This window comes from Aeromonas sp. 130281 (assembly GCF_056642115.1).
Genome location: NZ_JBWVQS010000001.1, coordinates 335,795 through 360,226, shown reverse-complemented (window position 1 = coordinate 360,226; position 24,432 = coordinate 335,795). Strand labels below are relative to the sequence as shown.

General features: G+C 62.6%; 23 protein-coding genes and 1 other RNA gene. 21 read left to right on the top strand and 3 right to left on the bottom strand.

All coding sequences use genetic code 11. The features are described from left to right. Window positions 1–45: 45 nt before the first annotated feature. From AC1IN8_RS01660 to ffs, 7 genes are all read left to right on the top strand, one after another. Window positions 46–843: an enoyl-CoA hydratase gene (locus AC1IN8_RS01660; protein WP_111912052.1), complete on the top strand. Its 798-nt coding sequence runs from the start codon at window positions 46–48 to the stop codon at window positions 841–843. Beyond that, the gene (locus tag AC1IN8_RS01655) at window positions 836–1,933 is read left to right on the top strand and encodes an enoyl-CoA hydratase/isomerase family protein (protein ID WP_479757834.1); all 1,098 of its coding nucleotides are present in this window, start codon (window positions 836–838) and stop codon (window positions 1,931–1,933) included. Before AC1IN8_RS01660 ends, AC1IN8_RS01655 begins: the two co-directional genes overlap by 8 nt. A gap of 59 nt (window positions 1,934–1,992) precedes the next feature. After that, window positions 1,993–2,901: a 3-hydroxyisobutyrate dehydrogenase gene (mmsB, locus tag AC1IN8_RS01650; protein WP_479757832.1), complete on the top strand. Its 909-nt coding sequence runs from the start codon at window positions 1,993–1,995 to the stop codon at window positions 2,899–2,901. A 71-nt stretch (window positions 2,902–2,972) separates the two neighbouring features. Continuing rightward, the gene (locus AC1IN8_RS01645) at window positions 2,973–3,734 is read left to right on the top strand and encodes an SDR family oxidoreductase (protein ID WP_479757830.1); all 762 of its coding nucleotides are present in this window, start codon (window positions 2,973–2,975) and stop codon (window positions 3,732–3,734) included. A gap of 387 nt (window positions 3,735–4,121) precedes the next feature. Continuing rightward, entirely contained in the window at window positions 4,122–5,558 is a 1,437-nt protein-coding gene (arcD, locus tag AC1IN8_RS01640; protein WP_265437112.1) for an arginine-ornithine antiporter, read from the top strand. Between the two features lie 92 nt (window positions 5,559–5,650). Then, complete coding sequence (locus tag AC1IN8_RS01635) at window positions 5,651–6,439, top strand: sulfite exporter TauE/SafE family protein (RefSeq protein ID WP_139439410.1); 789 nt, start codon at window positions 5,651–5,653, stop codon at window positions 6,437–6,439. Between the two features lie 102 nt (window positions 6,440–6,541). Further along, window positions 6,542–6,638: signal recognition particle sRNA small type (gene ffs, locus AC1IN8_RS01630), an RNA gene on the top strand. A 469-nt stretch (window positions 6,639–7,107) separates the two neighbouring features. Here ffs and AC1IN8_RS01625 read toward each other — a convergent pair. Continuing rightward, window positions 7,108–8,004: a LysR family transcriptional regulator gene (locus AC1IN8_RS01625; protein WP_479757827.1), complete on the bottom strand. Its 897-nt coding sequence runs from the start codon at window positions 8,002–8,004 to the stop codon at window positions 7,108–7,110. Window positions 8,005–8,251: 247 nt separating this feature from the next. Here AC1IN8_RS01625 and AC1IN8_RS01620 point away from each other — a divergent pair, with 247 nt between their 5' ends. Continuing rightward, window positions 8,252–8,905, top strand: coding sequence for an NAD(P)H-dependent oxidoreductase (locus AC1IN8_RS01620; RefSeq protein ID WP_479757825.1), 654 nt, complete (start codon window positions 8,252–8,254; stop codon window positions 8,903–8,905). Between the two features lie 402 nt (window positions 8,906–9,307). Here AC1IN8_RS01620 and AC1IN8_RS01615 read toward each other — a convergent pair whose 3' ends face one another. Beyond that, entirely contained in the window at window positions 9,308–10,276 is a 969-nt protein-coding gene (locus AC1IN8_RS01615) for a LysR family transcriptional regulator (RefSeq protein ID WP_202045443.1), read from the bottom strand. A gap of 137 nt (window positions 10,277–10,413) precedes the next feature. On the opposite strand from AC1IN8_RS01615, the gene AC1IN8_RS01610 reads away from it, so the two are divergent. The 7 genes from AC1IN8_RS01610 (at window position 10,414) to AC1IN8_RS01580 (ending at window position 17,565) form a co-directional block, all read left to right on the top strand. Next, window positions 10,414–11,562, top strand: coding sequence for an iron-containing alcohol dehydrogenase (locus AC1IN8_RS01610; protein WP_479757823.1), 1,149 nt, complete (start codon window positions 10,414–10,416; stop codon window positions 11,560–11,562). Window positions 11,563–11,690: 128 nt separating this feature from the next. Beyond that, entirely contained in the window at window positions 11,691–12,674 is a 984-nt protein-coding gene (locus AC1IN8_RS01605) for an aldo/keto reductase (RefSeq protein ID WP_479757821.1), read from the top strand. Window positions 12,675–12,777: 103 nt separating this feature from the next. Further along, window positions 12,778–13,806 carry an MBL fold metallo-hydrolase gene (locus tag AC1IN8_RS01600; RefSeq protein WP_479757819.1) on the top strand — a complete coding sequence of 343 codons (1,029 nt, stop codon included), beginning with the start codon at window positions 12,778–12,780 and terminating at the stop codon, window positions 13,804–13,806. Window positions 13,807–13,833: 27 nt separating this feature from the next. Continuing rightward, window positions 13,834–14,322, top strand: a complete 489-nt coding sequence (locus tag AC1IN8_RS01595; RefSeq protein WP_043555751.1) for a (R)-mandelonitrile lyase — start codon at window positions 13,834–13,836, stop codon at window positions 14,320–14,322. Window positions 14,323–14,324: 2 nt separating this feature from the next. After that, the gene (locus tag AC1IN8_RS01590) at window positions 14,325–15,605 is read left to right on the top strand and encodes a Bcr/CflA family multidrug efflux MFS transporter (protein ID WP_479757816.1); all 1,281 of its coding nucleotides are present in this window, start codon (window positions 14,325–14,327) and stop codon (window positions 15,603–15,605) included. A 76-nt stretch (window positions 15,606–15,681) separates the two neighbouring features. After that, window positions 15,682–16,542, top strand: coding sequence for a formylglycine-generating enzyme family protein (locus tag AC1IN8_RS01585; protein WP_052449175.1), 861 nt, complete (start codon window positions 15,682–15,684; stop codon window positions 16,540–16,542). Between the two features lie 183 nt (window positions 16,543–16,725). Beyond that, window positions 16,726–17,565 (top strand): SDR family oxidoreductase, encoded by an 840-nt coding sequence (locus tag AC1IN8_RS01580; RefSeq protein ID WP_319917494.1) that lies wholly within the window; start codon window positions 16,726–16,728, stop codon window positions 17,563–17,565. Between the two features lie 154 nt (window positions 17,566–17,719). Here AC1IN8_RS01580 and AC1IN8_RS01575 read toward each other — a convergent pair whose 3' ends face one another. Next, window positions 17,720–18,772, bottom strand: coding sequence for an alpha/beta hydrolase (locus AC1IN8_RS01575; RefSeq protein WP_202045447.1), 1,053 nt, complete (start codon window positions 18,770–18,772; stop codon window positions 17,720–17,722). A 250-nt stretch (window positions 18,773–19,022) separates the two neighbouring features. Here AC1IN8_RS01575 and AC1IN8_RS01570 point away from each other — a divergent pair, with 250 nt between their 5' ends. The 6 genes from AC1IN8_RS01570 (at window position 19,023) to AC1IN8_RS01545 (ending at window position 24,384) form a co-directional block, all read left to right on the top strand. Further along, window positions 19,023–20,198: an aldo/keto reductase gene (locus AC1IN8_RS01570; RefSeq protein ID WP_479757813.1), complete on the top strand. Its 1,176-nt coding sequence runs from the start codon at window positions 19,023–19,025 to the stop codon at window positions 20,196–20,198. Window positions 20,199–20,297: 99 nt separating this feature from the next. After that, on the top strand, window positions 20,298–20,987 hold the full coding sequence (locus AC1IN8_RS01565; RefSeq protein WP_247626249.1) for a heavy metal response regulator transcription factor: 690 nt from the start codon (window positions 20,298–20,300) through the stop codon (window positions 20,985–20,987). Between the two features lie 14 nt (window positions 20,988–21,001). Beyond that, on the top strand, window positions 21,002–22,450 hold the full coding sequence (locus AC1IN8_RS01560; RefSeq protein WP_479757811.1) for a heavy metal sensor histidine kinase: 1,449 nt from the start codon (window positions 21,002–21,004) through the stop codon (window positions 22,448–22,450). 97 nt (window positions 22,451–22,547) lie between these two features. Next, window positions 22,548–23,027 (top strand): (R)-mandelonitrile lyase, encoded by a 480-nt coding sequence (locus AC1IN8_RS01555; protein WP_479757809.1) that lies wholly within the window; start codon window positions 22,548–22,550, stop codon window positions 23,025–23,027. After that, window positions 23,005–23,766, top strand: coding sequence for a carboxymuconolactone decarboxylase family protein (locus tag AC1IN8_RS01550; protein WP_479757807.1), 762 nt, complete (start codon window positions 23,005–23,007; stop codon window positions 23,764–23,766). Before AC1IN8_RS01555 ends, AC1IN8_RS01550 begins: the two co-directional genes overlap by 23 nt. 30 nt (window positions 23,767–23,796) lie before the next feature. After that, on the top strand, window positions 23,797–24,384 hold the full coding sequence (locus tag AC1IN8_RS01545; protein WP_479757805.1) for a flavodoxin: 588 nt from the start codon (window positions 23,797–23,799) through the stop codon (window positions 24,382–24,384). Window positions 24,385–24,432 lie beyond the last annotated feature (48 nt).

Genomic DNA, 24,432 nt, shown 5'->3' with positions numbered 1-24,432 from the left:
CAACCCTGTCATCATGGCGGCAGGTTTAATGACAAGGACAGTGCAATGACAAGGATCAGGCTCGAATATCACGGTCACGTGGCCTACATCACGCTCGACCACCCCCCCGCCAACACCTGGACTCTGGCCAGCCTGCAGGCCTTCTTGCAGATGATGGTGGAGCTCGACAGCCGCCCCGACGTGGTGGCCCTGGTGATCCGCGGGGCGGGGGACAAGTTCTTCTGCGCCGGCGCCGATCTCAAGATGTTTGCCGACGGCAACCCGGAGCACGCCCGCGAGGTGGCAGAAGCCTTCGGTCGCGCCTTCGAGGCGTTGGCCCGCTTCCACGGGGTGAGCATAGCCGCCATCAATGGCTTTGCCATGGGGGGGGGACTCGAGGTGGCGCTGGCCTGCGACATTCGCATCGCCGAGCAGCAGGCGCTGCTGGGGCTGCCGGAGGCCTCGGTGGGTTTGCTGCCCTGCGCCGGCGGTACCCAGCGCCTCACCGAACTGGTGGGGCCGGGCTGGGCCAAGCGGATGATCCTCTGCGGCGAGAAGGTGAGCGCCACCCTGGCCTACGAGATGGGGCTGGTGGAGGAGGTGGTGACCGAAGGGCACGCCTGGACGGCGGCGCAGCAGATGGCGCAGCGGGTGGAGCGCCAGAGCCCCAGCGCCCTGCGCGCCTGCAAGCAGCTCATCAACCAGGGGCGCAGCGGGCACAGGGACGCGGCTCTGCCGCTGGAGCGCAGCCTGTTCCTCGCCCTGTTTGACGATGCCAACCAGCGCGAGGGGGTGGCCGCCTTCCTCGAGAAGCGTGCCCCGCGCTGGCGCTATGACAAGAGCGCGGGAGAGTCCCATGACTGAGCCCGTGCGTCTGGCAACCCATCCCACGGCGGACGGGCACCTCATCGGCCTCCTGACCCTGGACAGCCCCGCCTCCCTCAATGCCCTGAGCCTTGAGATGATCCAGCGCCTGCAAGACGCGCTCACGGCGTGGGAGCAGGATCCTGCCATCGTCTGCGTGCTGCTGCAGGGGGCCGGGGAGAAGGCCTTCTGCGCCGGCGGCGACATTCGCTCCTTCTATTACCGCCGGCAGGAGGAGAGCGAGCAGGCGCTCTTTGCCTATGCCCGCGACTTTTTTGAGCAGGAGTACCGGCTCGATCACCACATCCACGGCTACAGCAAGCCGCTCGTCTGCGTGGCGGACGGCATCTGCATGGGGGGCGGTATCGGCCTCTTCGCCGGCGCCGATTTTCGGGTGGTGACCGAGAAGAGCCTGTTCGCCATGCCGGAGGTGACCATAGGTCTCTACCCGGACGTGGGGGCCAGCTGGTTCTTGAGTCGCATGCCCGGGCGGCTCGGGCTCTGGCTCGGTCTCACCGGTGCCCGTTTCAACGGGGCGGACGCCCTGGGGCTGGGGCTCGCGGATCACGCCATGACGAGCCGCGAGCGGGCCGAACTGCCGGCACGGCTCGCCGCCCTCGACTGGGCCACTAAGGGGGATCCGCGCGAGCAGATAGATACGTTACTGGGCGGGCTGCACGCCGAGGCCCGCGAGCAGCTGCCGGCCCCCGTGATCCTGCCTCATCAGGCGAGGATCCATGCCCTGCTGGCCGGGCGCACCCTGCAAGGGGTGATGGACAGGCTGGACAGGAGCGAGCTGGACGACCCCGATCTGGCCCGGGCCCGCGACACCTGCCGCGCCGGCAGCCCCATCAGCCGCGCCATCCTCTGGCGCCAGTACTGGCAGGCGCGCCGCCAGTCCCTGGCCGAGGTGTTTGCCGACGAGCTGGCGCTCTCGGTCAACTGCGTGCTCAAGGGGGACTTCGTGGAAGGGGTGCGGGCCCTGCTCATCGACAAGGACAAGTCCCCCCACTGGCAGCCGCCCCGGCCCGGCGCCGACTGGCTTGAGGATTTCTATCGCTGGCCCGAGGGGACAAATCCCCTGGCCTAGCGCTGCCAAGGTGCGCGCCGGACGAGGGGCCGGATAACGAACGGAGCAAGGAGCAAAGCATGACAAGGATTGGATTTATCGGGCTCGGCAACATGGGAGGGCCCATGGCCGCGAACCTCGCCAGGGCGGGCCATGCAGTGCAGGTCTTTGATCTGGTGCCCGAGAGCCTGGAGCGGGCGATCAAGGCCGGTTGCATCGTCGCCGGGGATGCCCGCGAGGCGGTCACCGGCTGCGATCTGGCCATCAGCATGCTGCCGGCCGGCGAGCATGTGCGCGGGCTCTGGCTGTCGGAGGGAGGTGGCCAGGATCTGCTGGGGGCCTTGCCGGCGGGGGCCCTGGTGATCGACTGCTCCACCATAGACGTGGCCTCGGCCCGCGCCGTGGGGGCGGCGGCGAAGGCGCGGGGCATCCGCTTCCTCGATGCCCCCGTCTCCGGCGGGGTGGCAGGCGCCGCGGCGGGCACCCTCACCTTTATCGTCGGTGGCGAGAGCAGCGACTTCGAGGCGGCCAAGCCGGTGCTTGCCTGCATGGGGCAGAACCAGTTCCACGCCGGGGCGCTCGGGGCGGGGCAGATCGCCAAGATGTGCAACAACATGCTGCTCGCCATCCACATGGCGGGCACCGCAGAGGCCCTGGCGCTCGGGGTCAAGGAGGGGCTGGATCCGGGCGTCCTCTCCACCATCATGGGCAAGAGCTCGGGCAACAATTGGAGCCTGGAGCGCTACAACCCCTGGCCCGGGGTGATGGAGAACGCCCCGGCGTCCCGCGGGTATGAGGGGGGCTTCATGACCCGATTAATGGTCAAAGATCTGGGGCTCGCCATGGCGCTGGCCGAGCACGCCCACAGCGCCGTGCCCATGGGGGCGCTGGCCCGCAACCTCTTCAATCTGCATGCGGCGAAGGGGCAGGGGGCCAAGGATTTCTCCAGCATCCTCGAGCTCTATCGGGACAAGACAGATCCGGGTTAAGGGCCGCTATCCGCCTTCTTACCCGATAGTCTTTTACTCGACAGTCACCGGCCATCTCATCAGGAGCATTCATGGACATTCATAACAGAGTCATTGCCATTACCGGGGCCGGACGTGGGCTCGGTCGCGCCATCGCCCTGCGTCTGGCCAGCCAGGGTGCCGTGCTGGCCCTGGTCGACGTCAACCGCGCCGATCTGGAGGTAACCGAGGCCGAGCTGCGCAGCCGGGATGGTCGCTGCGCCCTGTTCGTCTGCAACGTGGCGAGCGAGCCCGAGGTGGAGGCGACCTTCGCCGCCATCGAGGAGCAATTGGGCGCCTTGCATGGCCTGGTCAACTGCGCCGGCATATTGCGGGACGGTATGCTCATCAAGGTCAAAGAGGGGGCGCTGGTGGAGAAGATGAGCCTGGCCCAGTGGCAGGCGGTCATCGACGTCAACCTCACCGGCACCTTCCTGTGCGGCCGCGAGGGGGCGGCCTTGATGGCGAAAGGGGGGCAGGGGGGCGTCATCATCAACATCTCCTCCATCGCCCGCGCCGGCAACATAGGCCAGAGCAACTATGCCGCCAGCAAGGCGGGGGTCGCCTCCCTGGTGGTGACCTGGGGGCGGGAGCTGGCCCGCCACGGCATCCGGGTGATGGGCATAGCCCCCGGCGTCTTTGCCACCGACATGACGGCGGCCATGAAGCCCGAAGCCATGGCCCGGATGCAGCAGGCCATTCCGGTCGGCGCCCTGGGGCAGGGGGAGCAACTGGCCCAGACGGTGCAATTCATCCTCGCCAACGACTACCTGTCCGGCCGGATCATCGATCTCGATGGCGGTCTGCGACTCTGACCCCGGCGGTGATCCACCCATGCCCCTTGCCACTGGCACAGGGGCATTTTTATGGCCGTTTAAACCAAAAGACCTGCCTGACGCCCAGGGCGACCCGTTGCATGGGCATGCAGGACTTCTTTGAAAAACAGGGCTGACATCATGGAAAAACGTGAAAGATCAACGGGTCTTTCTGAATTTGAACCAGCTCACAGGCCGGGTGAGTGAGTGCTGTAGAATTGCGCGCGGTCAAGGCGGTGCATGATTGGCACTGCGAAGGATTGCGGTCGGAATAGTCATGCAATATAGTTGCCGCCTTTTTCACGGGGTACGGATTTATCGCCCCTCCCATGTCGCGTGCTGTATGAATACGGATGCTCAGCCGCCGCTTAATAAAACAGGTTTGAGATGGACAAGAAACTAGGGCTCGGCGCCCTCATTTCGCTGGTGATCGGCTCCATGGTCGGTGCCGGGGTCTTCAGTCTGCCACAAAACATCGCAGCGCACGCCAGCGCCGGGGCCGTCGCCCTGGGGTGGGCCATCACCGGGATCGGCATGATCTGCCTCGCCCTGGTCTACCAGAACCTCTCCATGCGTCGCCCGGATCTCGACGGGGGCATCTTCAGTTACGCCAAGGCCGGTTTCGGTGATTTCGTCGGTTTCAACGCCGCCTGGGGCTACTGGCTCTGCCAGCTGCTGGCCAACGTCTCCTACGCCATCGTGGTGTTCAGCGCCCTGAGCTACTTCTTCGACACCCCGGACAGGGTCATCTTCGGCGACGGCAACACACCGGTCGCCATCACCCTCGCCTCCCTGCTCATCTGGTCGGTGCACGCCCTGGTACTGCGCGGCATCCAGGTGGCGGCCCTGGTGAACATAGTCACCACCATCGCCAAGATGGTGCCCCTCATCGTCTTCTGCGTCGCCGTCCTGCTCGCCTTCAACATGGAGACCTTCACCCTGGACATCTGGGGGCAGGGCAACACCGAGCTGGGCTCGGTGATGGATCAGGTCAAATCCACCATGAAGGTGACGCTCTGGGTCTTCATCGGCATCGAGGGGGCCGTGGTGGTCTCCGCCCGTGCCCGTCACCGCAAGGACGTGGGTCGTGCCACCGTGCTGGCGCTGCTCGGCGCCCTGGCGCTCTACGTCATGGTGACCCTGTTCTCCCTCGGGGTGATGAACCAGCCGCAGCTGGCGGCCCTGAAGAACCCCTCCACCGCCATGATCCTGGAAGCCGTGGTCGGCCCCTGGGGCGCCTGGCTCATCAACATCGGTCTGGTGATCTCGGTGATGGGGGCCCTGCTGAGCTGGACAGTGCTGGCGGCGGAAGTACCCTATATCGCTGGCAAGACAGGGGTCTTCCCGGCCTGGTTTGCCAAGGAGAACAAGAACGGCTCCCCCCAGGTGTCGCTCTGGTGCTCCACCTGCCTGGTGCAGGCTTTCCTCATCATCATCTACTTCCAGAGCAGCACCTACCTGGCGCTGGTCAACATCGCCACCTCGGCGGCCCTGGTGCCTTACGTCTTCTCCGGCGCCTATGGCCTCAAGCTGGCGCTGCAGGGCACCACCTATGAGCACCAGCCCCATCAGCGCAAGCGTGATCTGCTGCTGGCCCTGGTGGCCACCGTCTACGGCTGCTGGCTGGTCTATGCCGCCGGGGTGGAGTACCTGCTGCTGGTGGCGCTGCTCTACAGCCCGGGGATCTTCATCTACTGGAAGGCGCGCCAGCACCATGGCCTGCGCAGCCTCAACCGGCTGGAGCGGGGAATGACGGCGGCCCTGCTCGGTTGCGCCGTGCTGGCCTTCTACAAGGTGATGGACGGTACCATTCCCCTGCATTAATCGGCACAATAACGAGATGGCGCAACGCCATCTCTTTTTTTATGGGCAATGGCGGTCAAGTTGACCGCCATTTAGCTATATAAGGAATTTTTATGCTGTTTGTGGGTTATCTGGTGTTGGGAGCCTTCGCGGGCATGCTGGCGGGACTGTTCGGGATCGGCGGCGGGCTCATCATAGTGCCTGTGCTGGTGCTGAGCTTTCATGCCCAGGGGGTGGCCCCGGAGATCATTACCCATCTCGCGCTCGGTACTTCACTGCCCACCATGATCTTCACCGGCTTCAGCTCCCTGCGGGCCCACCAGGAGGCAGGGGCGGTCGACTGGGTTATGATACGGCGCCTGGGGGCCGGCATGCTCATCGGCGCCTGGCTCGGCGGCCTGACCGCCAGTCAGCTCAGCGCCAGCACCCTCAACATCATCATCGGCTGCTTCGCCTGGACCATGGCGCTGCAGATGGGGCTCAACCTTAAGCCCAAGGCGGAGCGCCACATGCCAGGGCCGGTCGGCACCGGCATCGCGGGCACCATCATCGGCTGGCTCTCGGCGCTGTTTGGCATAGGAGGGGGCTCCATGACGGTGCCTTATCTCAGCTGGAACTCGGTGCCCATGCGCAACGCCGTGGCGGCCTCCGCCGCCTGCAGCATGCCCATCGCCCTGGCGGGCAGCCTGAGCTACCTCTATGCCGGCTGGGGTCACGCCGATCTGCCCGAGTGGAGTGTCGGCTACATCTATCTGCCGGCCCTGCTTGGCATAGTGCTGACCAGCACCCAGTTTGCCCGCGTCGGCGCCAGGCTGGCCCATCGCCTCTCCCCCAAACGGCTCAAGCAGGCGTTCGCCCTGCTGATGCTGCTGGTGGGCGCCAAATTCATGCTGTTTAGCTGATCCATTCGGCAGATTGTTGAAAAATAAGGCGAACGGTTCGTCTCCTGGCAGAAAGCCATTGCATTGACAGGCCAGTTTGCCTATTCTCCTCGCCGGTGGTCCCATTGGTCCTCTCGCATTGATAACTCGTCAACCTGGTCAGGACCGGAAGGTAGCAGCCAAGGCGGGGGACTCGAGTGCCGGGATGTGGCTGGTGGGGCCACCACCTGTTTCAGCCATTCAATAAGTTACCTTCCAACTCCCCTTCAGAGCTCTTGGTAATCCACTTTATGTGGATGACTGATCGCATCTGCAATGCGTTGCTGCCTCAGTTCCCGGTACATCGGTCCCTAAGACATTTGCTTCCTTCGAAGGTCGGCACGCCTGCTGTCGTTGCCGGCGGACATCCATAAACCGCTCGGCACGCGGGATGGGCTGGCAGCCCATAACAAGCTCGCCCAGTTCTTTGTCTGTGCGCGTGCTCGCGTAAAACCCAGCCGTCATCTCTGCCATGGTTCCAGCCTCCGTCCCTAATGATGGGCGCGTTTGGATTGTTGTGAGCAAGCGGCCGCTCCTCTCTGGTATCTGCCGGTTCGGCGACTCGTGTATCCCGGCCCAAGCGACTATGCAGGAGCAACAAGGGCGAACGAGCGCTATTGAGCACCTTCAGCAGCAGAAAGCAGGCTTGCTCAGATGAGAGCCCGCCGCGCGTACTCGATGAATGCCTTCAACTTGGACGGTTGATCATGCCGGCTGGGGTAGTACAGAGAGAAGCCTGGAAAGGTCGGCGAGAAGGGTGCCAGGACTCGCGTCAGACGCTTTGCCTTGATGTGTGGCAGGGCCAGCTGCTCAAAGGTGTAGGCGATCCCGACGCCTTCCAGTGCCGCCTCCGTACTGAACAGGGTGTCCGTAATGGTCAGGTTGCCCTTGACCTCGTACTCGACGATTTCCTCATTCACCTTGAACTCCCATTTGTGGATCGCGCCTGTTCCGGCGAAGCGGAAGCGGATGCAGTTGTGCTGCACGAGGTCGTCCGGATGGCAGGGCGCGGGGAAGCGCGCGAGATAATCAGGAGAGGCGACGATGGCGACTGTGATGGGGCCGCCAAGGGGAAGGGCGACCATGTCCTTGTGCAGATCTTCTCCCATGCGAATGCCCGCATCGAAACCCCGCTCGACGATGTCGACGAAGCCTTCGTCATTGGTCAGTTCAAGTTTCACGTTCGGATGCTCACGAAGGAAACCTGCCAGCAGCGGTTGCAACACCATTGAGGTCGAAATGCGTGCGGCATTGATGCGCAATGTGCCGGTGGGTCCGCCCTGCAGGACGTTCAGCTCTTCACCCGCCACAATGACCTGACCGAGTGCCGGGCCGATGCGGGCAAGATAGTCCTCCCCAGCCTCCGTCAGGCTCACGCTGCGGGTCGTGCGATTGAGCAGGCGTACGCCGAGACGCGCTTCCAGCTGCCTGATCGCCTGGCTCAGCGCCGAAGGCGATACCTCCAGTTCGGCAGACGCGGCAGTGAAGCCGCGATGCTCCGCGACTTTCCAAAAGGCCATCAGGCCGTCGAGTTGATTGAGTTTCATATCTTGAAGCATAACTTCATATGGTGTGCAGGATTAAGCTATTTTTCTGCACTAATACGGCGCCTATAGTTGCCTTCACCGTGAAGGAGGCACCCATGCAAACCAATCCGCAAGATTGCCATGCCCTCGGGCCTCTTTCCCTCAGGTGTCGTGACGCCCTTGTCGGCGTGATGGACCCCACGACGCCGAAACCAACATGCAAGTGAGAAGGCGCATCAGACCATTGATTATTGAGGAAAAGAAGACGATGAAAAACGTATTGATCATCAACGCACATCAGTTTTTTGAAGGCATCTCCGGCGGCAAGCTGAACAGCACCCTGGCGGGCGTCATCAGGCAAGAGATGGCGGCGCGCGGCTATGGGGTGAAGGAGACATATATAGAGCAGGGCTACGACGTTCAGGACGAGGTCGACAAGCATCTGTGGGCAGACATCATCATCCTACAATCGCCGGTCTTCTGGTTCGGCATGCCGTGGATCTACAAGAAGTATGTCGATGAGGTATTTACCGCGGGCATGTTCCAGCAGCGCTTCCTGTCGGGTGATGGCAGGACGCGCGAGGATCCGCGCAAGCAATATGGCTCTGGCGGCAAGATGCATGGCAAGCAGTACATGCTGTCGCTGACCTGGAATGCGCCGAGGGCGGCATTTGGCGATGCTGGGCAGATGTTGTTCGAGGGCAAGACGGTGGATGACGTCTTCGTCAGCAACACGGCCAACTACAGGTTCTGTGGCGTAGAGGTGTTGCCCTCTTTCTCGTGCTTCGATGTGATGAAGCAGCCGGATGTTGCAGGGGCTATTGAAGAGTTGCGTGGCCATCTGGATGCCATCCTTGAGCCCGTGGCGAGCCCCCAGCCTCAGCTGCAGAGCAAGATGGACGAGGCACTCACATCCCTTTGACGACGTAGGATGCTGGTCGACAACGAGGTGACGGTGACCGCTCAGTCGCTGGGCGTTCACCGTCTGCCTTGGCCTGTGATGTGCGATGAGCTGTCGCCACCAGTGACCACCGTACTGGCCAACCCACCAACCCACCAACCCCACCAACCCCCTGCCACCCGGCGTATGCGTCAAGGATCTCGAAGGCTCAACAGGCGTCTCCTGGCCGACGACCAGGTGGTCATTGGCGTCGAAGTAAAGCCCGGGTCAGTCAACCAGACTCCTTGGGCTGATGCTGGAAACATCCTGGGGCACCCTTGCGTCACCGTGAGCCCGCCTATCTTTCGTGGAGGGCTCCTCGTCAGTCAGTCGTCGCCTGGTACTCCGGTCTTGGTGACCGCTCGATCACCGGCTTATCGCGCCTTATCCGGGCATTGCATCCCCGACTCCCCGAGCATGGGCAAGGCGCAGCTCCTCGGCGCCGAGCACGAACTCCGGGCTGTCGGTGAGGCGCTCGACCGCCAGATCGATGAAGCGACGTACCCGGGCGGGTTGGGCCGCACGGCTGCCGTAGTAGAGAAACAGGCTGTACATGTCTGTCATGTGGTCGAGCAGCAGGGGAACTAGGCGGCCGGCCCGGATGTGCGCCGCCGCCGTCGGCCCGGCGATCTGACCTATCACTTCCCCCGCCAGCACGGCGCCCAGCTCCACCGTCTCGTCATTGGTGGATATCGCCGGACGAACGAGATGATCCTGCACGCTCTCACCAAGCCTTACATGCCAGGGAATAAGGTGGCCGGTGCCGGCATGACGAAACACGCTGCAGCGGTGCACGCCCAGATCGTGCAGCGTGTGCGGCACCCCATGTTTGCGCAGATAGGTGGGGGAGGCGCAGATGATGAGCTGCAAGGGAAACAGGCGGCGTGCGATCAGCCCATCCTGCGGCGAGAGGCCGATACGCAAACCCACATCGACCCGCTCCTCCACCCAGTTGCCGATGCGGTCATCGAGCTGCACATCGGGCTGGACCTCGGGGTAGAGCCGGCAGTACTCGTCCAGCACTGGGCCTATGATCATCTGCGCGACCGAGCGGGGCCCCACGATCCGCAGCGGGCCGGCGAATGCCTCCCGGGTCTGCCTCGCGGCCGACAGCGCCTGCTGCAGGCCGAGCAGGGCGGGTTGGGCTGCCTCCAGGAAGCGCTGGCCCTCTTCGGTCAGCGACATGCTGCGGGTGGTGCGATGGAACAACCTCACCCCGAGATAGGTCTCCAATTGCCTCAGTGCCTTGCTGGCGGCCTGAGGGGAGATCTGCTGAGCCTCGGCGGCCTTGCTGAGGCTGCCGAGTTCCACCGTGCGCACGAAGGTGGTGATGGATCTCAATTCGCTGATCATGCTCTTTCTCGTCGATTTACATCATTTAGTTGTAACTGATTCATCCATTTGCCGTCTAGTTCGATGTTTGTTGCCCATTTATAGTTCAGTCCATCGAGATGCCACCCGGCATGCCCCCAGACAGCGAGACGAGCAAGATGGACAATTTCAGCTTTTACAACCCGACCCGGATCGAGTTTGGCACCGGCAAGGAGCGCCTCATCGGCGAGATCCTGGCCCAGCACGGCATCAAGAAGGTGCTGCTGGCCTATGGCAGCGATCGCATCAAGGGCGATGGCCTCTTTGCTACCGTGAGCGCCAGCCTGGGCGAGCAGGGGATCCCGTTCGTGGAGTGCGGCGGCATCGTCAGCAACCCGCTCATCTCCAAGGTGCGTGATGCCATCGCCCTGGCACGGGAGCAGGGGGTCGACGCCATCCTGAGCGTCGGCGGTGGCTCCGTGCTCGACAGCGCCAAGGCCATTGCCGCAGGCAGCCTCTATCAGGGGGATGTCTGGGATCTGTTCGTCGGCAAGGGGCAGATCGAGGCGGCGCTGCCGGTGTTTGCCATCCTGACCCTGGCTGCCACCGGCAGCGAGATGAACAGCGGCGCCGTGGTGACCAACGATGACACCAAAGAGAAGTTCGCCATCAACTCGGTGCACACCTTCCCGAAAGTCTCCATCGTCAATCCGGCGCTGATGCAGACGGTCTCCCGGGACTATCTGGTCTACTCGGCGGCGGACATCATAGCCCACTCCATCGAGGGCTACTTCACCGCCAAGGTGCAGCCGACAATCCAGTCCCGCCTGGTGGAGTCCGTCATCGCCACCGTGCTGGAGACCACGGAGCAGTTGCTGGCAGCCCCCGAAAATTACCACGCCCGCGCCGAGTTCGCCTGGGCGGCGACCCTGGCATTGAACGGCCTGACCTATGCGGGGACGTCGGGCTTTGGTTACCCCAACCACATGATCGAACACGCGCTCTCCGCCCTGTTCAATGTGCCCCATGGCGCCGGCCTGTCGGTGGTGATGCCCGCCTGGATGAAGTGGTACCAGGGCCAGAATCCGGCTCAGTTCGAGCGCTTCGCCCAGCAGTTGTTCGGCTTGAAAACCGCCGAGGAAGGCATTGCCGCCCTGGAGACATGGTTCGACAAGATTGGCACGCCGACCCGCCTCTCCCAGCTCGGCATCACGGAGGCGGACCTGCCCGCCATCCTGGAGAACCTCAAGGGCAACGCCCGCTGGTTTGGTCTGGCCGAGACCTACACCCAGGAGGTGCTGGCCAGCATCCTTCGCAATGCCATATGAGTGGCGGTGCCTCCCGCTCCGGCGTCAGGAGCGAGCCGCGAGTCGCCAACCATCACACCAGGCGGGTGCCAGGCACCCACACCATGGCGCTTTCCCAGGAGAGCGCCTTCCAGGAAAAGGGATCCATCATGCAAACACGTACTTTGGGTAACAGCGGGCTGACGGTGTCGGCCATCGGTCTGGGCTGCATGGGGCTGAGCTTTGGCTATGGCCCGGCCACGGACAAGGGGCAGGCCATCAACCTTATCCGCCGCGCCTATGAACTGGGAGTGACCTTCTTCGACACCGCCGAGGCCTATGGCCCTGGCGATAACGAACTGCTGCTGGGGGAGGCGCTGGCCCCGTTCCGGGACAAGGTGGTGATCGCCACCAAGTTCGGTTTCAAGAACGGCAAGGTGCCCGATGGGCTGGACAGCCGGCCGGAGAATATCCGCGCCGTGGCCGAGGCTTCCCTGCGCCGGCTCAACACCGATGTGATCGATCTCTTCTATCAGCACCGCGTCGATCCCGATGTCCCCATGGAAGAGGTGGCTGGCACAGTGCGAGACCTTATCCAGGAGGGCAAGGTGCGCCACTTCGGTCTGTCCGAGGCCGGTGTTGACTCCATTCGTCGCGCCCATGCCGTGCAGCCGGTGGCGGCGCTGCAGAGCGAATACTCTCTCTGGTGGCGCGAGCCGGAGCAGGCCATCCTGCCGCTGCTGGAGGAGCTGGGCATCGGCTTTGTCCCGTTCAGCCCCCTCGGCAAGGGCTTCCTGACCGGGGCCATCAAGGCCGATACCCGTTTCGATGACACGGATTTTCGCAACCAGGTCCCACGTTTTGCCGAGGCGGCGCGCCAGGCCAACCAGCATCTGGTGGAGGTCTTGAGCGACCTTGCGGCCAGCAAGGGGGTGACCTCTGCCCAGATCGCGATCGCCTGGCTGCTGGCACAAAAGCCCTGGATCGCCCCCATACCCGGCACCACCAAGCTGCATCGGCTCGAGGAGAACCTGGGCGCAGCCCGGGTGGCACTGAGCGCCACCGATCTGGGAGACATCCAGCATGCCCTGGCCGGGATCAAGGTGGAGGGGGATCGCTATCCGTCACACCTGCAGAAGAACGTGGGTCGCTAAGGCAGGATCCTCAACAGGAGTCTCATGAATGCAGAACCCCTCTGTACTCTCTCGCGCCGTCCCCAGGGGCCGGCGCGCTCTCTGGTTGCTAACAGGAGCCGTGATGGCAGGCATTATCTCCTATGTATTGAAACCGGGCCTGCCCGCGCACCCTGACTCTTCACAGTATCAGGGGGGTCGGTTCAGCAATGTCGTGGCACTGCCGCAGCGCAGCACCTGGGAAGGGGTCCGGCTCTGGTGGGATTTTCTGTTCGCCAAGCCTGAGGGCACAGTGCCGGATAGCGCCATCCCGGTGCAGGCCATGACCCGGGAGGGGCTGATGGCCGCCCCGGACAACAACGTGTGGCGCCTCGGCCACTCCAGTCTGCTGTTCAAATTGCAGGGCAAGTTCTGGCTGACGGATCCGGTGTTCAGCGAGCGCGCCTCGCCGGTGCAGTGGTTCGGTCCAAAACGCTGGCACGCGCCGCCCATCACCCTGGATGCGCTGCCCCCCATAGAGGCGGTGATCCTCTCCCACGATCACTACGATCACCTCGATCATGACGCCATCCTGGCGCTGCAAGAGAAGGTCGGCCACTTCATCACGCCGCTCGGGGTGGGGGCGCGCCTGGTTGCCTGGGGTGTCCCCCAGCACAAGGTCAGGGAGCTGGATTGGTGGCAGAAGATCCGGGTCGGCGGCATCGAATTCATCGCCACCCCGGCCCAGCACTTCTCCGGCCGTGGCCTTGGGGATGGCAACCAGACCCTGTGGGCCTCCTGGGTCATTCGCGGGGAGGGAGCCACTCTCTTCTTCAGCGGTGACAGCGGCTACTTCGACGGCTTCAAGGAGATTGGCAGGCGCTACGGCCCGTTCGACATGGCCTTCCTCGAGACCGGGGCCTACGACAAGCGCTGGGAGTACGTGCACATGTTGCCGGCGCAGACGGCGCAGGCGTTTCACGATCTGCGCGGGCAGTGGCTCTATCCAGTGCACAACGGTACCTTCGATCTGGCCATGCACCAGTGGGATGACCCCCTCGAGCAGATAGTCCGTCTGGCAGCCGAGCAGCAGATCCCATTGACCACCCCGATGATGGGGGAGCCCCTGAACGTGCTGGCCCCCCACGAGGGCAGCGCCTGGTGGCGCGAGTGACACATTTTTAAAACGCAGGAGTCGACAATGAACCCAATATCCGCCACCACGCTCGCCGCCGCCATGGCGCTCGGCCAAGCCGAGGCAAAGGAGCAGACGATACAGGTATTTTCCCCGGGGCAGGTGCCTGTAACCCAGGGTGCCAGCGAGTTCTTCGTCGGGGATGTCTATGTGGATCAGCGCTATCAGGGCACGGCGCCCGCCGCCATCTCCGGTGGTCTGGTCAGCTTCACGCCGGGGGCACGCACCGCCTGGCATACCCATCCCCTGGGCCAGACCCTCTACGTGGTCAGTGGGGTGGGGCGGGTGCAGATGGCGGGAGCGCCTGTCCGGGAAATCCGGCCAGGGGACCTGGTGTGGATCCCGGCCGGGGTGAAGCATTGGCACGGTGCGGCGCCAGATACCCCCATGACCCACCTGGCGCTGGCAGAACAGCAGGATGGCAAGGTGGTGACCTGGCTTGAGCAGGTGAGCGAGGGTGACTATCGCGCCGCCGTCGCCGGAGGGCGGGATTGAGCATGCGGGGGAATAACAGTCAACCCGCTGCCGGACCGGTACACCCAGGTAGCCTGCCCGAACGCGCTCATGCCCAGGAGCTCAGGATCCTGATCATCCTGAGCGCCTTGATGTCGTTTGCCTCCATTTCCACCGACATGTACTTGCCGGCGTTGCCGCAGCTGGTCCATGACTTGAACACAGACATGACCCAGATCGAGCTGACCATCTCGACCTTTCTGATCGGTTTCAGCCTGGGGCAGCTGTTCTGGGGGCCGGCGAGCGATCGCTATGGCCGGCGCTTGCCCATCATGCTCGGTATCGGGCTCTTCATCCTGGGCTCGGTGGGCTGTGCCCTGGCCGAGACCGCCCCTCAGATGCTGGTGTGGCGCATCATTCAGGCCCTGGGGGCCTGCGCCGGCCCCGTGCTGGCCAGGGCCATGGTCCGTGATCTCTATGCCAGGGAGCGGGCGGCCCAGATGCTGTCGACCCTGATCCTGATGATGGCGGTCGCGCCTCTGCTCGGGCCGTTGCTCGGGGGACAACTGCTGCTGTACTGGTCCTGGCGAGGGATCTTCTGGGTGCTGGCCATCATGGGGGTCGTGGCCCTGATCGCCATGCGCTACCTGCCCGAAACCCTGGCACCGGCGAGCCGAAGCCAGGCGTCTCTGGCCGTGACAATGAAAGACTATGTCGCCCTGGCGATGGACGGGCGCTTGCTGCGCTATGCCCTCGCCGGCGGCTTTTACTACGGCGGTTGCTATGCCTTTATCGCCGGAACCCCGTTTGCCTACGTCGATTACTACCAGGTGTCGGCGCAGGCCTATGGCCTGCTCTTTGGCGCCAATATCCTTGGGTTGATGGTGCTGAATTTCGTCAACACGCGCCTGGTGGCGAAGTGGGGGCCCGAGCGTCTGTTTCGCTACGGTGCCTGGGCTGCCGCCGCCTCCGCTCTCTGGTTGGCCCTCGATGCCTGGTGGGGATTGGGTGGGGTTGCCGGGTTGGCCGTGCCCATCTTCTGCTACATGTCGGTCAGTGGCTTCATCGTCGCCAACTCGGTGGCCAGCGCCCTGGCGCTCTTCCCGAAGCAGGCGGGCGCGGCCTCTTCCCTGGTCGGTGCCATGCACTACGGCAGCGGGGTGTTCAGCGCGGCCCTGCTCGGCTGGTGCACCGATGGCACCCCCTGGACCATGGGCTGGATAGTGGCTGTCGGGGGAGTGGGCTGCCTCGTCTTTGCACTGTGGCGACGCACCGAGCCCGAGGCATCTTGCGAGCCGATGTCGCAACCCGAGCCGGTGCGATGAACTATCGACCTATTTACATCAGCAACAGGAGAAACAGGCTCGGCATTGGCAGAGCCTGTCCCGGGAGATGACATCTATGGATAACCTTCACACCCCGTCACTCAGGTCACAGGCTGGCCGTCTGCTGCCCGTGTTGGCCCTGGCTGCATCCTGTTTGTCTGTCAGCACCCGTGCTGCAGAGGCTGGGGATGTCAGCCAAAACAAACTGGGCATGACATTTGTCTATATTCCGGCAGGCAGCTTCACCATGGGAGCATCTGCAGGCGATCCTGAGGCGATTCGTAGCGAGATGCCCGCCCATGAGGTGACTCTGACTAAACCCTTCTGGCTTGGCCGTTTTGAAGTGACCCAAGCCCAGTGGGAAACGGTGATGGGTAGCAGTCCCTTCGATGAGAAGAGTCGGTCCAATTCCTTCTATCACTTGCCCGGTATGGCGGACCGTATCCGCCAACCCGATCATCCTGTCACAGCATCCTGGTTGGATGTACAGGCCTTCATTGATCGCTTGAACGTGATGGAGGGCCGCAAGCGTTACCGGTTGCCTACCGAAGCCGAATGGGAGTATGCCGCGCGTGCCGGCACGAAGACGGCTTATTCGTTTGGTGACGATATGCGCCAGCTAGGGGGGTACGCCTGGTTTGGTGAGAATTTCATCAGTGGTGGTACTCACCCAGTAGGCAGCAAGAGACCCAACCCTTGGGGCTTGTACGACATACACGGCAATGTGTGGGAGTGGGTAGAGGATTGGTATGCAGAGGACTACTACGCCCACAGCCCGAATGCGGATCCACAAGGGCCTGCAACCGGCACGCAGCGGGTGGTGCGTGGCGGCAGTTGGCACCAGAGTGCGACCAGTTGGCGTTCAGGGTTCAGGCGTAGTTATGACCCTGACTATCGCGGGATCAGCATAGGGGTGCGCCTGGTGATGGCGCCCTGATAAGGGGCCGTCATCCCCAAAAAGGACCTTTTGGTGGCGATCGCGAGCGTCGTGGAGGAGGGGGCTCGTGGGGCGTTAGATATCCTCGCTGGTGTATAGCCCACTGTGTTCATCGGATAACCTTGTATCAATGAGAGTCAATCTTCTCCCACTGATGGGGGATGGAATGAGAGAGGCAATATCATGGCTAAAAAAGAAGTGGTTGTGCTGGTTGGGGCCGGGTCCATTGGCCAAGCCATTGCAAGGCGGGTAGGGGCAGGCAAGCATGTGGTACTGGCGGACATCAGCCAGAAAAATGCAGAGGCAGCGGCCAAGACCCTGGAAGAGGCCGGTTTTGACACCAGCGTGCTGGTCGTGGACCTGTCGTCACGGGCGTCGATCATCGAGCTGGTGCAACACGCCCAGAGCCATGGCACCGTCATGCAACTGATCAATGCGGCCGGTGTCTCCCCTTCCCAAGCCAGCGTTGAAACCATCCTCAAGGTTGACCTGTATGGCACTGCGGTCTTGCTGGAAGAGTTCGGCAAGGTCATCGGTGAAGGGGGATCAGGAATTGTCATCTCGTCCCAATCGGGTCACAGGCTCGGCAACATTCCCCCCGAGGAGAGCGAACAACTTGCCATGACACCCACGGAGGCGCTGTTGTCACTCCCGTTGATACAAGGCATCGACGATACCCTTAAAGCCTACCAATACTCCAAGCGCTGCAATGTGTTGCGGGTCATGTATGAGGCGACGGCCTGGGGCAAGCGTGGAGCCACTATCAATTCGATCAGCCCAGGCATCATCATCACGCCGCTGGCCAACGATGAACTGAAAGGACCCCGTGGCGACGGGTACAGGACCATGTTGGGCCTGTGTCCCGCAGGCCGGGCGGGCACGCCTGACGAGGTTGGGGAGCTGGGGGAGTTCTTGATGAGTCACAAAGGGCGCTTCATGACGGGAACCGACTTCCTAATCGATGGCGGCACCACCGCCAGCTACTGGTACGGCGAACTCCAGTATCTGAAGACGACGCACTAGCTTGCTTGGGGTGAGAGAACAAGGTGCATCTATGCACCTTGTTGTTGCATTGAGGGCCAGCAGGTTAGCTGATACAGCTTGCGCAACGAACCTACCAGAGTCTGTGCCGTTTCCTTGACCAGTGCAGTGCCTGATCCGGGCTAGCGATACACCGTCAGATGTTCTTGTCGAAGAAGGCATCGATCCGGCTCATCGCCTGATCCACGTAGCGAGGCACCCAGTAGGTTTCAATGTGCGTCGCCCCCTCGATGAGGAACAGCTCTTTATTGGCGGTGCCGGTGGCTTTCTTGAAGGCGCTTTCCGTCATGTAGCGCGAGTCCGCCTTGGTTCCCGCCATCATCAGCAGCGGTTGATTGATGAGCTCCATGTTGCTCTGGGCATCGAAGTTCATCAGGTCGAGCAGGCTGCTGGTGGTGTAGCGGAATGTCGAATTGGGATGGGCATGGGTCTTCCAGTAGTACTCGTAGCCTTGGCGGTACAGCTCGAACGGCAGCTTGGCTATCTGTTCGTCGGTCAGGTTGGCATCGCCGGAGTAGCTCACCTCACCCGTGGTGACCTCCCTGGTGCGGGCATCGGTGGCCTGCTTCAGGCGCTCTTGCACGGTGGCGAGTTGAGAATCCTGATATCCGTTGCGACGCACCAGCCCGGAGTCAAACATGCTCAGGGTCGCCAGGGCCTTGAAACGCTTGTCGGTCTGGGCCGCTTTCAAGGAATAACCGCCACCGCCGCAAATGCCAAGCAGGCCGATGCGTTCCTTGTCAACGCCGGGGTATTGGCCGAGGTAATCCGCCATGCCGTGAATGTCCTCGATGCGGTTTGCCGGTTTATCGACGCTGCGGGGCATGCCTCCGCTGGCCCCCTGGTAGGCGGCGTCCGCCGTGATGGCGATGTAGCCTTGCTCTGCCAGGCGCTGGGCATAGAGGCCCGCGACCTGCTCCTTGACCCCCCCGTTGGGGTGGGCAACGACCACGGCCGGGTAGGTTTTGGCGGGATCATAGTCGGCAGGGGTATAGACATTCGCGGCTATCTGGATGCCATGGAGGTCATATTTCACCGGGTGGAGGTTGACCCTGCCCTGGATGTTTTCGGTGATGGCCCCTTCATAGGCCAGGGTAAACGGATTTTGTCTGTGATCGGCGGCCTGGGCGGTGGCGGCAAAGCCTGCCAGCGCCGTCAGCACCATGGCATTGAGAAAGGTCTGTTTCATGTGGACTCCCGAGGGTAAGGGCGGCCTGGCTCCAGAGGCACGCGGTGGATATTGCCGGACAAGGGTAAGGGGAGGGGGCTGTCAGCCCCATGACGGGGAAATGACAATGCTGTCAGTCAGGTGGTGGCCTTGGCCTGGATTTCTGACACGGCTGTCAGCTTGCTGTCAGGGGAATGTTGGTAACGAATCAATAGGATGTGGCAATACGAAGTGGTCTTCGTCACCCGTCTGGTCATAAAAGGAGTCTCTTATGGAGAGCAAACCAGCAGTGTTTACGCTCGATGCACCCGCGATGCCGGCGCGACGCAAGTTGCTGATCGCGGGGGCCGGCATGGCCGCGGCCTCGTTGATCCCCCAGGTCAACGGGGCTCAGCCATCCCCACAGTCCCATGGCGCAGGTCAGCTCGTTGCCGGACCAGGAAGGCGCAAGCTGGGCGGACTTGACGTCTCGGCCATCGGGCTGGGGGTGCAGAACATGAGCCGCAAATATGACACCTCCGTCCCCTGGCGCCCCGAAATGGTCAACATAGTGCGCAGGGCCTTTGAGCAGGGGGTGACGTTCTTTGATGCCGCCGAGGCCTATGGCCCCTTCGAAGTGGAGCGGATCCTGGGCGAGGCCGTGGCGCCCTTCAGAGACAAGATCGTCATCGCCACCAAGTTTGGCTGGAACATCGATCAACAGACCGGTGAGCGGCGTCCCGGGCTCAACAGTCGGCCCGAGCACATCAAGCAAGTCGTCGAGGGAATGCTCAAGCGCCTGCGCACGGATCGTATCGATCTGCTCTATCAGCACAGGGTCGATCCCCTCGTGCCTATCGAGGATGTTGCTGGCGCGGTGAAAGATCTGATGGATCAAGGGAAGGTGTTGCACTGGGGCCTGTCTGAAATGGGGATCGACACCTTGAAACGCGCCCATGCAGCGCTCCCCGTCACGGCGGTTCAGAGTGAGTACTCGATGTTATGGCGGGGGCCGGAACAGTCTGTGCTGCCGACCTGCGAAGCGTTGGGGATAGGGTTTGTGCCGTGGAGCCCGCTGGGGGTGCAGTTCCTGACTGGCTGGATCGACAAGAATACCCGCTTTGCCCCCGGTGATTTCCGGGGGACGGAATCGCGCTTCGCACCCGAAAATCTGGAACATAACCTTGGGCTCGTGGCCGTACTGAAAACCTGGGCTGAACGCAAGAGTGCGACGCCCGGGCAGATAGCGCTGGCCTGGTTGCTGGCCAGGAAGCCCTGGATTGTGCCTATCCCGGGCACCACTAACATGGACCACATGCTGCAAAATACGTCGGCAGCGGCGATCCAGCTGAGCGCTGCCGAGATGACGGAGCTCACCCTATCTCTGGATGCCATCGTCATCAAGGGACAGCGTCTGCCGGACGCGGTGCAGGCCTATTCCGATGTGGAAGCCCCACCGAAGCGCTGACTTGCTGGCCGATGGCGGGGATGAATGGAAGTCGACCCCGTTGGCACCCTGTTCATCCCTGCCATGAGCGCGAGCCCTGGATATAAGGAAGTGGATGCCATGCGTCTGTTGTTGGTAGAGGACGAAGAGAAGACCTCGTCATATCTTTGTCGCGCGCTGGGAGAGTCGGGCTTCATGGTCGATGTCTCCGCCGAGGGGCCCGAAGGGCTCCATTTTGCGCTGGAGTACGAGTATGACGCCATCATTCTGGATGTGATGTTGCCTGGCATGGATGGCTATCGGGTGCTGGAGGGGCTTCGCGCGAGCAAGCAGACACCGGTGCTGATGCTCTCTGCGCGCGGATCCGTGGACGAGCGGGTCAAGGGGCTGCGTCTGGGGGCCGATGACTATCTGCCCAAACCCTTCTCGCTCATTGAACTGGTTGCCCGTATCCAGGCCCTGGTGCGTCGTCGCGGGGCCGATGGCGCGGACATCACCCAGTTGCAGATCCACGATATGCATCTGGATCTGCTGGCGCGTCGGGTGTCGCGCGCCGGCCACCGGCTGGAGCTCACCGCCAAGGAGTTTTCCCTGCTCAGTCTGCTGGCCCGCCATCAGGGGGAGATCCTCTCGAAGATGATGATTGCCGAGCAGGTCTGGGATATGAATTTTGACAGTGATGCCAACGTCGTGGAAGTCGCGATAAAACGGCTGCGAGCCAAGATAGATGCGCCTTTCGAGGTCAAGTTGCTGCACACGGTGCGCGGCATGGGCTATGTGCTCGAAGTCAGGCCGGACCTGCACCCTTGAGGGGAGGAAACAAGATGTTCACACGCTCCATCTCCGGACACCTGGCGCTGATGTTTGCCCTGAGTGCCGTCCTGATCGTCTCGGCATCCGGTCTGCTGCTGAGGAGTTCGCTCCATGACTCCTTGCAAAAGCAGATGCACAACGAGCTGTCGTTTCGTGAATCCTTGATGAGCCCCTGGATCAGTGCCCGCACCTCTAGCGAAGGGTGGTCAGTGCTGGCCAGCAAGTTCACCAATCTGGCCAGCTCCGAGGGGAACCGTGTCCACTATTGGATTGTCAGCGACGATCCCCGCTTCAGGGTGGGAGGCATACCGCCATCGGGGGTAGCCTGGGACGCTCTCAAGGAGGGGTTCAACAAACTGCCCGGGGCCTCGGAGGAGGCCTGCTCGCTCTTCCTGCTGGTGAAGACCATTCCCGCCAATGGGGAAAGGCCCGAGCTGCGCTATGTGGTGTCCATCGACTCGACCCCCTATATGAGCACACTGGACGCCTTTACCCGCACGCTGCTGATCATCACTCTCCTTGGCGTGCTGATGGTCGCCTTGCTGGGGTATGGCGTTGCCCGGATTGGTCTGCGCCCGGTAGGGGCCTTGAGTCAGCAGGCCCATCGACTGGCGCCGGGAGACCATGGTCAGCGGCTGGACACAGACGCCTTGCCCGAGGAGCTGCAGCAGCTGGCCTCCTCGTTCAACGGCGTCTTGGCACGTCAGGAGGTGGCATGGCGGCAACTGGAGAGCTTCAATGCCGATGTGGCCCATGAGCTGCGGACCCCTCTCACGAATCTGATTGGCCAGACTCAGCTGGGGTTATCCCGCAGGCGTTCGCCAGAGGAGCTGGGCGACTTGCTCGGCTCCAATCTGGAGGAGCTCGAGCGGATGGCTTCCATCGTCAACGACATGCTGTTTTTGTCCCATGCCCATGCGGGGGAGCATGCCTCCCAACTGGAGCGGGTTTCGCTGCGGGAAGAGACCCTCAAGACGGTGGAGTATGTGGAGCCCTCCCTCGCCGAAAAGCGGCTCTCATTGCAGGTGGAAGGGGATGTGAGCGCTCATATCGACCGGCGCCTGTTCCACCGTTCACTCGCCAATTTACTGGAGAATGCGGCAAGGCACTCACCGCCCCACGGAACCATCACCGTCAGACTGAGCCAGCGCGAGGAGCAGGCCTGGGTCGCTGTCTCAAACCCCGGCGATCCCATTGCCCCTGCCCATCTGTCTCGCCTGTTTGAACGCTTTTACCGGGTTGACTCAGCCAGGACCCGCAGCGACACCCATCATGGCCTGGGGCTGTCCATTGTCCGGGCGGTGGCGATCATGCACCGGGGAGAGGTGTTTGCCCAAAGCGAGGAGGGGGTCAATACCTTTGGACTCACTTTTGCTCTGTCCCCACAGAAGGGGCGGGATCATGAGTCAGCTCCCGCGCTGGAGAGGCAATTGGCGCCTTCCATGCTCGGTCTATCCTGACGGGAACGTCAGCCTGGGGTCAGCCTGACGACATCTCGTGCTTGCTAGCATGGCAGTGGTTTAACCCCAGGCTCACTCACTAAAGGGATCTCGTTTCATGTTAGGAAAAATGCGTTATTTCGCTCTGCTGCTGCCGCTTATGAGTTGCGTCGCCATTGCGGCGGAGCAAGGAGCAGCCACCGGCATCGCCGTCGCGGGCAGCCAGGCGGCGGTGTACGGTTCGGCGGACAACTTTACCGGCCGGGTCCGGGTCGATCCGCTTTTCACGGCCGACCAGGCTATCCCGGTATCGGGTGCTCATGTCACCTTCGAGCCCGGTGCGCGTTCGGCCTGGCACAGGCACCCGGCAGGGCAGCGGCTCATTGTGACCTCGGGGGTCGGCTTGACCCAGCAGGAGGGTCAACCGGTACAGATCATCCGTCCCGGTGATGTCGTCTCCTGCCCACCCGGGGTCAAGCATTGGCATGGTGCCACCCCCGGCAGTGCGATGACGCATCTGGCGGTGACCGGCAATGTGGATGGCAAGAGTGTTGAATGGATGGAGAAGGTGACAGATGAACAATACCAGGCAGATTAAGGCGATCACGGCAGCGGCGCTGCTGCTCCTTGGCACCGGACTGCCCTACGGGGTGGCCGCCAATGAGGGTGCCACCCAGGTGAGCCAGCAAGGATCCGTGACCGACACCCTGACCACGCGCCAGCAGGCCATTCCCTTGATCGCCTCGGCGATGGCGACCAGCAACATGGAGAGACTGCGAGATGCCCTCAATCGGGGGCTGGATGCCGGGTTGACGGTGAATGAAGCCAAGGAGGTGCTCGTTCAGCTCTATGCTTATGCCGGTTTTCCTCGCAGTCTGAATGCCTTGAATGAGTTGATGAAGGTTGTCGAGGCTCGCAAGGCACGGGGCATCAACGATCCTCTCGGAAAAGAGCCCGTCACCCCCATCCCGGTCGGTGATGAACTGCGCCGAGTGGGGACTGCCAACCAGACCAGGATCTCGGGTGCACCGGTACAGGGTCCGCTCTTTGAGTTTGCCCCTGTGATCAACCAGTACCTGCAGACGCACCTGTTTGGCGATATTTTTGCTCGCGACAACCTGGACTGGCAGAGCCGTGAACTGGCGACGGTAGGGGCATTGGCTTCCATGCCAGGGGTGGAGGCCCAGTTGCTGTCCCATATGCGCGCCAGCCAACGGGTCGGCCTGAGCGCCGGTCAACTGCATCAGGTGGTGCAACTGCTGCGCGAACAGGGCGAGGTCGATGCCGCCACCCGGGCACAGAAGGCACTGCAGCAGGCGCTGGCCGCGACCAAATAGGGCAGTGGACGTTACCAAGGAGCAGGCAGCATGTCAGATCACCATGACCCCACCCGAAGGAAGCTGCTGGCGGCGCTGCCGGGCTTGACGCTGGTGAACCTTCCCCTGGGGCAGGCCATCGCCAGCGCGCAGGCGCGACAACCCAACGGCAGTATCCTGGTCGCCTATTTCTCCCGAAGCGGCAATACGCGGGTGATCGCGGGAGTGATCCAGCGCACGCTGCAAGCCGATCTGTTCGAGATAGCGCCAGCGAGCCCGTATCCGGCGGATTACTTCCAGACCGTCGCGCAGGCGCAGCGTGAGCGGGATCTTGGGCTGACTCCTGCGCTGAAACAGTCCGCCACCATGGCGGGCTATCACACCCTTTATGTCGGCTTTCCCATCTGGGGGATGACGGTTCCCCCTGTGGTCAAGAGCTTCCTGAGCGGCCATGATCTGGCGGGTAAGCGACTCGTGCCTTTCATCACCCACGGTGGCTATGGCATCGGGGATAGCGAGGCGGTACTCGCCAGACTGGCGTCAGGTGCCAGGCGAGATGCGCCACTGATCATGGAGTGCGATCAGGAAAGGCGAACGACCGAGACAGTCGCCCGGTGGCTGGAGGCCGGAGGGAGTTGATCTCATCTTTGGGCGAGGCAGACAGGTCATCGTCGTGAGGGCGACAGG